10 protein-coding genes are annotated in these 12018 nt (G+C 72.4%); 2 read left to right on the top strand and 8 right to left on the bottom strand.

The annotated features are described in order from the left end of the window. Positions 1-55: 55 nt before the first annotated feature. Both ACFY32_RS18045 and ACFY32_RS18040 read right to left on the bottom strand, forming a co-directional pair. Positions 56-577, bottom strand: a complete 522-nt coding sequence (locus tag ACFY32_RS18045) for a hypothetical protein (RefSeq protein ID WP_390674678.1) — start codon at positions 575-577, stop codon at positions 56-58. Continuing rightward, the gene (locus ACFY32_RS18040; RefSeq protein ID WP_359198361.1) at positions 574-2292 is read right to left on the bottom strand and encodes a PHP domain-containing protein; all 1719 of its coding nucleotides are present in this window, start codon (positions 2290-2292) and stop codon (positions 574-576) included. The genes ACFY32_RS18045 and ACFY32_RS18040 overlap by 4 nt, the downstream gene beginning before the upstream one ends. Before the next feature lie 173 nt (positions 2293-2465). On the opposite strand from ACFY32_RS18040, the gene ACFY32_RS18035 reads away from it, so the two are divergent. Beyond that, positions 2466-3044 (top strand): WHG domain-containing protein, encoded by a 579-nt coding sequence (locus tag ACFY32_RS18035; protein ID WP_359198358.1) that lies wholly within the window; start codon positions 2466-2468, stop codon positions 3042-3044. On the opposite strand, the gene ACFY32_RS18030 is transcribed toward ACFY32_RS18035, so the two are convergent. The 4 genes from ACFY32_RS18030 to ACFY32_RS18015 form a co-directional block, all read right to left on the bottom strand. After that, positions 3039-3902 carry an alpha/beta hydrolase gene (locus ACFY32_RS18030; RefSeq protein ID WP_390674677.1) on the bottom strand — a complete coding sequence of 288 codons (864 nt, stop codon included), beginning with the start codon at positions 3900-3902 and terminating at the stop codon, positions 3039-3041. The two genes, ACFY32_RS18035 and ACFY32_RS18030, sit on opposite strands and share 6 nt — an antisense overlap. Before the next feature lie 61 nt (positions 3903-3963). Next, positions 3964-4785, bottom strand: coding sequence for an isocitrate lyase/phosphoenolpyruvate mutase family protein (locus tag ACFY32_RS18025; RefSeq protein ID WP_390674676.1), 822 nt, complete (start codon positions 4783-4785; stop codon positions 3964-3966). Between the two features lie 107 nt (positions 4786-4892). Continuing rightward, on the bottom strand, positions 4893-5930 hold the full coding sequence (locus ACFY32_RS18020; protein ID WP_390674675.1) for a rhamnogalacturonan acetylesterase: 1038 nt from the start codon (positions 5928-5930) through the stop codon (positions 4893-4895). 29 nt (positions 5931-5959) lie between these two features. Next, positions 5960-7024, bottom strand: coding sequence for a glycoside hydrolase family 43 protein (locus ACFY32_RS18015; protein ID WP_359198347.1), 1065 nt, complete (start codon positions 7022-7024; stop codon positions 5960-5962). 192 nt (positions 7025-7216) lie between these two features. On the opposite strand from ACFY32_RS18015, the gene ACFY32_RS18010 reads away from it, so the two are divergent. Next, a complete protein-coding gene (locus ACFY32_RS18010) occupies positions 7217-7765 on the top strand; it encodes a hypothetical protein (RefSeq protein WP_390674674.1) in 549 nt (182 codons plus the stop codon). A gap of 58 nt (positions 7766-7823) precedes the next feature. Here ACFY32_RS18010 and ACFY32_RS18005 read toward each other — a convergent pair whose 3' ends face one another. Together ACFY32_RS18005 and ACFY32_RS18000 are read right to left on the bottom strand one after the other, a co-directional pair. Then, entirely contained in the window at positions 7824-8471 is a 648-nt protein-coding gene (locus tag ACFY32_RS18005) for a hypothetical protein (protein ID WP_390674673.1), read from the bottom strand. Between the two features lie 43 nt (positions 8472-8514). Further along, positions 8515-11934 carry a DNRLRE domain-containing protein gene (locus ACFY32_RS18000; RefSeq protein ID WP_390674672.1) on the bottom strand — a complete coding sequence of 1140 codons (3420 nt, stop codon included), beginning with the start codon at positions 11932-11934 and terminating at the stop codon, positions 8515-8517. Positions 11935-12018: the final 84 nt, after the last annotated feature.

The raw sequence follows: 12018 nt of genomic DNA, 5'->3' as shown, positions 1-12018 counted from the left end.
GCCGGGTCACCCTAAGACGCGCGGGGAAGGGGACGGTACGGGTTTTCCGGTGCGGTCAGTGGTCGGCGCAGCAGGGCGTCGGGGCGGGGTCCTCGAAGGGGACGAGGGTGCCGCCGGCGTGCGGCATGGCGGCCAGGACCAGTTCGCCGTCCTCCCACCGGGGGCGGACGAACTCCCGGGTCACCAGCGGCAGTCCCGGGTCGGGCGGTGCCGGGTCGCCGAGCACGCGGACCCGGGCGATCGCGGAGCGCTCCAGCAGCTCCGCGACCATCAGGGTGCCGGTCAGGCGGGCGGCGCCCGGGTAGAGCACCGCCCGTCCGGACCGGTCGGGGGCGCCGTCCGTCACCGCGTACCCCTGGCCGGTGAGTGCCGCGCGGGCGGTGCCGAGCGCCGCCGCGTCCGCCGCCGCCAGGGACAGCGCCACCCGCCGCCGGCCGCCGTCCCGGACCAGGTGGGTGCAGCCGAACACGTCCTCGGGCAGGCCGAGCCGGGCCGCCAGGTCCGAGAGCAGGTGGTCGGCGTCGCGCAGCGCCGTCACGTCGGTGTCGACGCCGATGGCGTACGGCGGCGGGGTCACGAGGGCAGCACCCAGACCGGGTTGGAGTAGAACCACAGGTCCTTCCACGGGTCGGCGTCGCCCACCACGTCGATGGCCGGGCCGTGCGGGTCGACGGCCGCGCCCAGCGCGCCGACGGCGGACCGGTTGCCGTCGGTGCCGCGCAGCCGGAGGTAGACGGGGCGGTCGACGCGGCCGAGGTCGTAGGTGAGGGTGACCGTGCCGGCGTTCTTGTTCACCTCGTAGGACTTGACCACCTTGGCGGTGGGCGCGGTGAAGGTGTCCTTGTCCCGCACCTCTCCCGTCACATCGCCCTGGACGACGTCGACGCGGGCCAGGGTGGGCTGGAAACCGGCCCAGTTGGGGCCGCCGGCCAGGGCCACGTCCACGCCGAGGGAGACCCGGGTGCCCTTCTTGACGTGCAGGGCGCCGCCGAGGGTGGCCCAGCGTCCGCCGCCGACGACCCGGACGTCGAGGCCGGAGATGAGCTGGCCGTGGTCGACCCAGACCCGGCCGGCGCGGATGCCGTCCATGACGGCGGCGTAGGAGAAGCCGTCGGCGCCGACGTGGGTGCGGCTGTAGTAGCCGGGCCAGTAGTCGTTCTCGGTGATGTCGATCTTGCCGCCGTACACCGGGTCGTCGTGACGGCCGTTGGCGGTGAAGTCGCCGCCGCCGCGGGCGGCGGTGTCGCCGTAGATCTGGTGCGAGTCGGAGTTGGCGGTGATCCACCACGGCTTGCCCTCGGCGAGCAGGCTGTCCCAGAGGCCGCCGACGGTGGCGGTCATCCAGTCGAAGCCGCCCCAGGTGCGGTAGGACTCCAGCGGGTAGGCGGCGAAGGAGTCGGCGCCGGGGCTGTTGTCGTAGATGCCGCGGGCGCCGCCGGGGCCGAGCGGCTCGGGCAGGCCGCCGGCCTGGTGGCCGGGGGCGCCCTCCATGCCGACGGCGATGCGGTGGCCCGCGGAGGTGGCGTCGCGCCAGGCGCGGATCTCGTGCGGGGAGTCGATGCCCTTGCGCGCCGGGTGGTTGGCGAGCATCAGGGCGTCCTTGACCTTGCGCCGCCGGACCTGCTCGGAGAGGAAGGCCAGCCCGGCGATGGCGAGGGCCTCGTTGGCGGGCGAGGAGCCGGAGGCGGCCTTGACGGCACCGTCGTAGCCGGACTCGAACTGCTTGAGGACGGAGACCTCGTTCTTGCCCGGGTGGACGAAGACGGTGCCGTGCTCGGCGGCCGGGATGTTCCACTCCAGGCCCTGGAAGACCAGGGTGTCCCGGTGGGCGCGGCGGGCGTCCTGGATGTCCGGGTTGACCTTCTCCACGCCGATCTTGGCGTGCGTACCGCTGCCGTGGTCGGTGATGACCAGCCAGTCCATGCCGTGCCGGGCGCCCTGGCGGACCTGGTCGATCACCCGGTACTTGCCGTCGCTGCTGTACTGGGTGTGGATGTGGTGGTCACCGGCCAGCCACAGGAACCCCTTCTTGCCGCTGCCGCCGCCACGGGCGTACGCGGGCGCGGTGGCGGCACCGGCCAGCACGCTGCTCGCGGCCAGGCCCGCGCCGAGCAGTCCGGCGCGGCGCAGCAGGGTCCGGCGGGACTGCTGCTCGGGGCTGAGGGCCTCGTCGGGGACGGAGGTGTCGAAGGCGGCGGGCAGCGGCGCGGTGGCCTCGTGCTCGTGGCCGTGGCCGTGGCCGTGGTCGTGATGGTGATGCTGCCCGTGGGTGTGTCCGTGTCCGTGGCCCATGTCGCCTCTCCTGGTCTTCCGGCGCGGCCGCGCCGCCCGAGGAGGATCGATCCGGAAGATGAACGTCGAACGGCCTGGGGGTGAGGGACGGCGGTACCGGACACGGCGAAGCAGGTCGCGCGCCCCGCTATAGGCTGCGCTTCAGCCTTTCCCCAGGTAACCGGAGGTCCCGTATGCCCCGCGCCGGACTCAGCGCCGACCGCGTCGTCACGGCCGCCGTCGAACTCGCCGACGAGGTGGGCTTCGAGAAGGTCACGCTGTCCGCGCTGGCCCGCCGCTTCGGTGTGAAGGACGCGAGCCTGTACTCGCACGTCAGGAACCTCCAGGAGCTGCGCACCCGGATGGCGCTGCGGGCGGGCGCGGAGCAGATCGAGGAGATCGCGCGGGCGGTCGCCGGCCGCGCCGGGAAGGACGCGCTGGCCGCCTTCGCCGGCGCCTACCGGGCGTACGCGCTGCGCCACCCCGGCCGGTACGCCGCCACGCAGATCCGCCTCGACCCCGCCCTGGTGGCCGGCTCCCCCGCCCCGCGCCGCACCGCCGACATCACCTACGGCATGCTCCGCGCCTACGGCCTCTCCGAGCCCGACCTGACCGACGCGGTCCGCCTGTTGCGCAGCACCTTCCACGGGTACTGCGCCCTGGAGGCGGCCGGCGCGTTCAACGACCCCCGGGACGTGCGGGCGTCCTGGGACAAGGCGATCGAGGCGCTGCATGTGGCCCTGGCGAACTGGCCCGGGGCCGGCCGGTCATGACCCGGTGGGCGCCGGCACGGCGAGGTCGCCGAGCACCCGGGCCGCCGGCGCCGGGTCGACCAGCCACTTCAGGTGGCTGCTGGTGAGGGTGCGGACGTCGTAGGGGTTCTCCGGCGTCAGCGCGTCGCCCTCGCGGATCATCCGGTCCTGCATGGCGAGCGGGATGCTGGTGTCCTCGGTGAGCCGGACGTACGTCCGCGGAATCCGCCCCCAGGTGTCGGCGCGGGCCCGGTCCTCGGGGGTGCCGGTGTCGAGGTTCTCGTCGGGCTGGAAGGTGTTGAGGAAGACCAGGAACTCCTCGTCGGTCCCGTCGGCGAGGAAGGCTGCCTTGAGGGCCGCGAGGGCGGCGGGGTCGGCGGTGCGGAAGTTGACGCGCAGCAGCCCGAGTTCGGCCGGGTTGCCGGCCAGCGCCGAGGCCAGGGACGCGGCGTCGACGGAGGCCATCTCGGGCTCGGCGTAGTAGGCGTTGGCGTCGAGGTCGACGGGGCACCAGGCGGAGACGTAGACGATGCGGTCGATGAGGTCGGGCCGCTGGTTGGCCGCGACGGTGGCCGTGAGCCCGCCCCGGCTGTGCGCGACCAGGACCACGGGCCCGTTCCGCTTGGCCCGCTCCAGGGTCCCGATGAGGTGCGCGACGTTGTCGGCGAGCGTGACGCCCTTGATGGCACCGGGCGCGGTGGCGAGCCCTTCGAGGTCCTGCGGGGCCTGGTAGGCCCGGGAGTACGTCGCGGCGAACCCGTGGCCCGGGAGGTCGACGGCGACGGACCGGTGCCCGAGCAGCCCGAGTTCGGCCTGCAGCGGAGCGAAGGCGAAGGAACTGGAGAACGCTCCGTGCACCAGGACGTACGTCGGTCGCATCTGTCTGCTCACTTTCCGGCCCCGCGGGGCGAGTTGTCCGTCGACGAAAGCCGCACAGTACTCAGCGATCGATCATCCGCACCACCCCTTCGTACGTCGGTGTCGTCCCGCCCGGCACCCGTCCCGCGCGGACGTCGGCGGCGGCCTCGACGGCGGCGCCCAGGGCCCGCCGGTAGAGCAGCGAGCCGAGGCTGACCCGGCGGACGCCGAGGTCGGCCAGGTGCGGGAGGGCGGGACCGCCGGGGGCGTACAGGACGTTGAGCGGTACGTCGCCGAGGTGGGCGACGAGGGCGGCGATCTCGCCGGGGTCGGTCAGGCCCGGCACGAACACACCGTCGGCGCCCGCCTCCCGGTAGGCGTCGAGCCGCTCCCGGGTGCCGGTGCCGTCGCCGGACCAGTACGTGTCGGTGCGGGCGTTGACGAAGAGGCCGGGGGCCGCCTGCTTCACGGCGCGGATCTTCGCGGCGTGCCGGCCGACGGCCCCGAGCCGGTCCTCCAGGTTGACCCCGACGGCACCGACCGCCGCCAGTTCCTTCGCCAACCGCGCCACTTGCTCGGCGTCGTCGCTGAAGCCGTCCTCCGCGTCGACGGAGAGCAGGAAGGGTCCCGAGCCCAGGGCCAGGGCGAGGGCGAGGGTCTGGTCCCGGATCGCCGAAGTCCCGTCGGGCAGCCCGGCCGCCGCCGCGACCCCGAGGCTGGTCGTGCCGAGCGCCGGGAACCCGCGGTCGGCCAGGGCGTACGCGGAGGCGTGGTCCCAGGCGCAGGGCAGGAGGAGGGGCTCCCCGGCCCGGTGGAGCGCGGCGAAGGGGGTCGGGGTGGCGGGGGTGGCATGGTCGGCTGAGGTGGCATGGTCGGCGGGGGTGGCGTACGGGGCGTCGGTCATGGACGGCACGGTAGGCGGCGGTCGGTTCGGCACCGGCCGAAGTGTCCTGGGCACCGGGGCGGGAGACCCGGGGGCGTCCGTACCCCGTCCCCGACGCCCGGGACGGGTCAGTTGCCGTCGCCCCTGACCAGCCCCTCCGGCACCAGGCGCTGCTCGACCAGGGCGTCCCGTACCAGACCGGCGTACACCGTGGCCCCGTACTCCGAGGTGTGCGTGTTGTCGCGCTTGGTGTCGGTGAGGTAGAGCGCCTTGGAGTCCTCGACGCCGAGGGACTCCACGAGTTCCTTGGTCCGCGCGGTGAGGTCGATCAGCGGTACGTCCTCGTCGGCGGCGAGGGACCGGACGACGGCGGGGTGGTCGACGCCGAGGCCGTTGACGAGGAGGGCGGTGCCGTTGTCCAGCGTGCCGTCGGCGTTGAACCAGCGCCGCACGATCGGGGTCACCAGCACCGGCCGCCCGCCCTCGGCCCGCACGCCCTCCACCAGGGTCCGGAGATTGTTCCGGTAGGTGGCCTCATCCGTGGTCTTGTCGTTGTGGGCGAGCTGGACCAGCACGAGGTCACCGCGCCGGACCCGCGACCGGACGGCGTCCCACAGCCTCGGGTCGGCGAGGTAGCTGACCGTGCTCTCACCGGAGTCGGCGTGGTTGGCGACGGACACGCCCTTGCGCAGGTACCGGGGCAGTTGCTGCCCCCAGCCGGAGTACGGCTCCCCCGGCTGGTCGCAGACCGTGGAGTCGCCGACGAGGAAGACCTGCCGGGCGTGCCGGGCCGGGCTCACCCGGACATCGGCGAGCGCGGGCGCCGCCCCGCCGAGCACCAGGTCGAGCCCCGGGCTCCCGTCCGGCCCGGTGGGCTCCCCCTCCGGCGTACGGACGTCGACGGTGAAGCTGCGGACGGCCCGCTCCCCCGCCCCCACGGGCGTCTCGGGCAGCAGCGCCCGCCGGGTCTCCCCGCTGACGGACGTACGGGAGGGGGCGTCCCCGCCGAGCACCACCCGCACGTCGTACGTACCCGGTGGCACGTCGAAGTGGCAGACGGTGCCGGTGCAGCTCGGCGCCGGACGCGCCTGGGCCGGGGACGATACGACGGCCAGGGCCGCCGCCACGGCCAGGCCCACCGCGACCGGTGCTTTCCTCCGCCTCATGACACCCGGGTACACCACTGTTCCCGCCCTCACACCGTGTCCGCGACGGGGACGCCGAAGTCGGGCGTGCCGTCCGCCCGCCAGCCCAGTCGCTGGACGCGGGTGTGCCGGTTCGGGTCGTGCAGCGGGTCGCCGGTGATCTCCTTGTACTGGCGGGCGTGGTACACGAGGACGTCGGTACGGCCGTCCTCGGCGACGGTGAAGCTGTTGTGCCCGGGGCCGTACTGGCGGGTGGTGTCGTCGCTGGTGAAGACGGGTGTCGGTGACTTGACCCAGTTGGCGGGGTTCATCAGGTCGGCGTCGGCGTCGATGGTCAGCAGGCCCATGCAGTAGTTGGCGTCGGTGGCGCTGGCGGAGTACGTCATGAACAGCCGCCCGTGGCGGGCGATGACGGCGGCGCCCTCGTTGACCTTGAATCCGACGCACTCCCAGTCGTACTCGGGCGTCGAGAGTCTGACCTGCGGGCCGGTGAGGGTCCAGGGGTTCGCCATCCGGGACAGCCAGAGGGCGGTGTTGTTGTCCATACCGGGTTCGTGCTGCGCCCAGGCCAGGTAGCGGCTGCCGCGGTGGGTGAAAGTGGTGGCGTCCAGCGAGAACGTCTCCCAGGCGGTCCTGACCTGCCCCTTCTCCACCCAGGTCCCCCGGAAGGGATCGCGGTGGGCGTTCTCCAGCACCCAGATCCGGATGTCCCACACGCTCTCCGCCGGGGCGGCGGCGAAGTAGACGTACCACTTGCCGTCGATCCGGTGGATCTCCGGTGCCCAGATGTGGGCGCCCATGGCGCCGGTGGCGTGCTTGCGCCAGATCACGGACTCGGCGGCGCTCCCGAGCCCGTTGAGGGTGCGGGAGCGGCGCAGGACGATCCGGTCGTACTCGGGGGCGGTGGCGGTGAAGTAGTAGAAGCCGTCGGTGTGCCGGTGGATGTGCGGGTCGGCACGGTTGCGGACGAGCGGATTGACGTACGGGGCGGCCTTCTTCGGGGACGCGGCGGCGTGGGCGACGCCGGGGACGGCGGCGAGGACGCCGGCGGCCGCGGCGCCCTTCAACAGCAGCCTGCGGCCCGGCGGTTCGGGTTGATCGTCGATGCGGCTCATGCGGGTGCCTCTCGGTGGAGGTGACACGTCACCGTTCGGCGGACCGAACGACATCTGACATGACGAACGTCGACAAGGTAAAGGTGTGCTGGGGCAAGGTCAACGGGCCGTACGGCGCGGCCAGTTCGCCGCGCATCCCGCCTTACGGTCCCGGGTACGCGACAAAGCACCCGAGACTGTGAAGGGATGGACATGGCCGGCAGCGCGCGGCAAGAAGCCCGTCACGACGACCGTCCGAAGCGGCGATGGCAGGACAGCTTATGGGCTATCGGCCTGTTCGCCCTGGTGGCGGGGGTGATCGTCCGGCTGGCCGCCAACGGACTGTCGTCCTGGCCCTCGGCGGTGCTCGGCGCCGTGGCGATGGCCTTCTGGGTGCCGTGGCTGGTCCGCCGCATCCGCCGCAGGGACGCGACCGCCTCGGGCGCCGAGCCGGACGACATCCCCGCCCTGGAACGCCAGATCCTCAAGGGCGACCCCCCGCCGCAGGACCCGCGCCGCCGACAGCAGTTGGCCGCGCTGGTCGACTCCCGCCAGCACCGGCTGCGGCGCAACCGCTGGTGGGCGCTCCCCCTGATGGCCGTCCTCTTCCTCGGCACGGCCGCCCTCGGCCTGACCACCGGCTCGACGACGATGGGCATCGGGATACTCGTCCTGGGCATCGCCTTCGTCACCTGGCTGACCTGGTACAACATCCACTTCGACCACCGCCTCGCGCGTATGCGGCGGCGGTTGGAGGGCTGACGGACGCGCTGGTCCCGGTGCGCGTTCCACGCCGGACACAACGGGCCGGGACGAGCGGTCACGATGTGGAGAGCTTCGCCGTCTGGGCTTCGATGGCGGCCGCGGGCAGGGTGGGCGTACCGCTGAGGTAGGCGAGCTTGTCACCGACTCGCAGGACGACCGACTTCACCGGCACCGACTTCCGCGCACTCCTCACGGACGCCCCCCATCCCATGGCCTGATCCGTGCCTTCGGGAGCGAGCTCCGGGACGACGTCGCCCACCTCGCGCCCATCACCGTCGACCGTGGCCGTGAAGCCGTCCGCACACTCGTCAAGGGCGGTGCCGATCGCGTCCATGGCCGCGAGGGCCTCGCCGGGACGGTACTCGGCGAGGACGGTGGTGACCGTGACGCCCTCGCCCGACAGACGGCGCACGACCGTGGCCGCCGGATCACCCACCGCCGCGCCGGACAGGGCGTACGCCAGCGGCGCGCAGCCACTCCGGGCGGCCTCCACTTCGGGCCGACCGGCCGTCTTCGCCGCCGCGAGGCCGCTCACGTCCGCGGGCTCCAGTGCCGCGCCGGCCAGGTCCGTGCCGCCCGCCGCGGCACTCGGCGCAGTGGTGGGCTTCAGCAATGTGCCGGCGCCGCCACCGCCGCTCACCGTGCTGCACGCGGACAGTGACGCGCACAGAAGCAGCGTCACGTAGCCGCAGGCCCGTCGCATGTCGACCTCTTCCCTTCGTGGCCGGGAACCGTGGACGGCCTGCTCACCCGAAGGCCAGCTTCGTCGTCGCCCACTCGCTGGCGGAGCTGATGACAGCGGTGCCCGTGCCGATGACGGATGCGCCGCCCTTGTAGAAGTAGATGCTTCCCGTACTCGCCAGTGCCCAGATGTCGGGGATGCCGTCACCGGTGACGTCCGGAGTGCCCCGCAGGTGCGTGACCGGCACGGTCGCCGTCGACCAGCCCTCGGCGTACGTCTCGTCGGCACCCGTCCTGGAGTCCGCCGCGGTGGCAAGGGAGGCAATGGTGGAGCCGCCCGCGCTGTCCGCGACGCCGAACCGGAGGTAGAGCCGGCTGGAGACACCGGAGCGCCACAGCAGGTCGGGAGCGCCGTCCTTGTCATGGTCGCCCACCGAGACCAGGTCCCGGTCGAGCCAGGCGGTCGAGGCGATCTTGGTGACCTCCAGGAAGGACGCACCGGTGTAGCCGCCGAAGGCCCACAACTCGCCACTGGTGCCGGTGGCGAACAGGTCGGCCCGGCCGTCGGCGTCGTAGTCACCCACGATGATCTGGTCGAACAGCGCCGGGTCGGGTGAGCCGGCGGGCAGCCGGACGGTGCTGCGCTGCGCGATGTCGACACCGCCGTATCCGTCACCCGGGTACACGTACAGCTTCCCGTCGGGCATCCGGGCGAACAGGTCGCCGACGCCGTCGGCCGCCAGCGCATCGCCGCCATGTGCGATCAGGGCCGGCTTGCCGTCGGCGCCCTTCCAGTACCCGGGCCTGTGGTCCTCACCGTCACCGTCCGGGTCGGAGAGCAGTCCGATCCCGTCGTCCTGGCCCGCCTCCAGGCCGACGTGCAGGTCACCGGCCTTGGTCGACGGGTACATCAGCAGATTGCCGCCCGAACTGATCGCGTACAGGTCGGGGATGCCGTCGCCCGTGGTGTCACCGGGCTTGTCGGCGGCGTCGCGCGGGGTGACGTAGAACAGGTACTTGGTCCCGAGCGACGGGTTGCCCGCGCCGTCCACGACTCGCACGTACAGGACGTTGGGACCGGCGGTGGGCGGTGTCAGCGGTCGCGTGTACGGCGATCCCGCAGGCACCGTCTTGGAGTTGTCGTAGTTCGTGTTGTTGAACGACCACTCGTACCTGGTGGTGTCCTTGTCCTCGTCGGGCGCGAAGGTGAACTCGCCGGCCGTGCCGTACTTCACCTCCGACCAGACCGTGCCGTCCTGATCGGCTGCCGGGAAGTCGGTCGAGCTCACGAGCGGTTCGTTCGGTTTGCTGCTGTCGAAGATGAACCGGCAGACCTTGGGGTCGGCCGTGGGCGCGTACGCCGAGGCCGCCCCGGTGGAGTCGAGCGCCCGGACCCGCCACGAGTACTGGTAGCCGTCGGTGAACGCCGACTTCGACACCGTGACCGAGGCTTTGCCGGCACTGGTCACCGCGACGTTCTTGTCGAGGATCTTGTCGTCGATGTAGCCGGTACGCCACAGCTCGAAGTCCAGGTACTTCAGGTCCTGCCGGGTGGAGGTGTCATCGGGGTCGGACGCGGTTGCCGAGAGCGTGAGATCGCGCTTGCCGATGTGCGTGTACGGCGTGGAGCGGTCGCAGCCACCGCCGGGAGCCTGCGCCGGTGAACCCGGCGTCCGGGGCTTGCGGTTGTAGACGATGCTCAGCTTGGGCGCGCTGTCGCTCTCCGCCCGGAACTTCTTCCAGGAGTAGGCGGAGTCCTCGGTGGTGGCGCGGAGTCCGATGGTCATCGACTGCGCCCCGCTGTCGGCGGCGTCCTGAACGGCCGACTTGGCGCTGTACTCGACGTAGTCGTCCGGGCAGGAGGAGTTGTAGCCGTGCGCGAAGGACTTGGTGCCGATCTCCTTCTTCCAGTCCGGCTGGTTGTTCCAGGTCGTCTTCGAGGAGATGCCGCCGGTCACCCACACCTGCATCTCCCGTGCGGAGCACGACCAGGAGTACGTCTCGCGCAGCTTGAGGGTGGCCGATGAGACGGTCGCGCCCTTGATGCTGGTGCTCCAGCCGAGCCGGAAGAAGGAGCGGGACAGGCCCCAGGTGGTGGACTCGTAGCCGACACGCGCCTCGGTGGTGCCGGTGTTGTAGTTGGCGCCGTCGTAAAAGCTGGAACTGGGGTACTTCTTGTACGCCGTGGTCCAGTTCTTCGTCTTGCCGTAGATGGTGGGGTCGATGAAGACCGGGTAGACGGTGTCCTCGTCGGCCAGCAGGCCGGTGTCCGGGACCACGGACAGACCGGTGGAGGTGGCGCCCGGATCGCTCAGCTCGGCGTCGGCGACGGCCATATGGGTGCCAGGGTCGGGGCCGGCGAGCCCGGGGAGCGCGAACACTTCCTCGTCGCTCAGGGAGGCGTCACGGTAGGCGGCCGGCCGGAACGCCGCGGGGTCGGCGTCCGGTGTCCCGTCGGTGGCGGATTCCGTCGGCCCGTCCGTGTCCATGCCGTCCTCGGGGGCGGCCGTCTCCTCGTCCACCGGAGCGCCGGACTCCTCCGAGTACGACGGCGCCGGCTCGGGACTCTCCGTCGGCTCGGGATCGTCGCCCTCGGTGACGGCGCTGCGGCCGGCGGAGTCCCACAGATAGGGCGTCGGAGAGAACGCGAACTCCTGTCCCTCCCGGTCCTTGCCGCTGACGACCTTGGTGACCGGGTCCAGATGGAACGTGAGGTCCGGGGAGGACAGACCGTACGACAGCTCGGCCAGCGCCGGGGCGGCGGCCGCCCGCGCGCTGTGCACGATCAGCACGTGGCTGAAGCCACTGGCCTGTGCGGTCAGCAGCAGGTCCACACCGTCGAACACGTTGCGGTACAGGGCGCTGGATCCGCTGATCACGGGCTCGGGCACCGCGCCCGGCCAGCTCAGCGTGATCTCGTGCCCGCCGCTGCTCAACGTCGCCAGCTCGGTGTAGCCCTCGGTGGCGTCGACCGTGGTCAGGGCGTCACCGTCGTCGGAGGTGGTGAAGACCGCCGGGCGGACGGCGCCGCCCGCGCTCGCGCGGCCGGGGCGGGTGCCGCCCCGGCCGCCTCCGGAGAAGACCACGCGATCGGCGGTGGCCCTGGGCGCCCACCCGCCACCGCTCACCTCGGCCAGCGTGGTGTCGATGGGCTTCCAGACCCCGTTCACCTTCGCCCGCACCGGCGCACCGTGCGCGACCAGTTGGAAACTGCCGTCCGGACGCGCGTACGTCTCGGACGTCTCGTCACGCAGAGCGGTGACCTCGACCCGCTTGCCGGTGGTGACGGCCTCTTCCTGGGCGGTCTCCTCGGTCAGCGGTCGGGCGGCGGCCTGCTTCCTCCCGGTCGACGGGGAATCCGCGGCGCCGGGATCGTCGAACAGCGGCACGGTGAGCAGCCCGACGCCGAGCGCGCCGGCGATGAGGGCGCCCACCCCCGCCCGTCCGCGCCTGGACGCGGGCAGGCCGAAGCGACGACGTTCCATGGTGCTGCGTTCCCTCCCCCTGGAATTCCGGAACGCCCGGAATTCTGTGAGTCCCTCCGCGTCCCGGCCGCGTTTCCTGTCGGT

This window comes from Streptomyces sp. NPDC000134 (assembly GCF_042899225.1).
Taxonomy (GTDB): domain Bacteria; phylum Actinomycetota; class Actinomycetes; order Streptomycetales; family Streptomycetaceae; genus Streptomyces.
The sequence above is the reverse complement of the archived record's forward strand: the minus strand, read 5'-3'. Positions and strand labels throughout refer to the sequence as shown.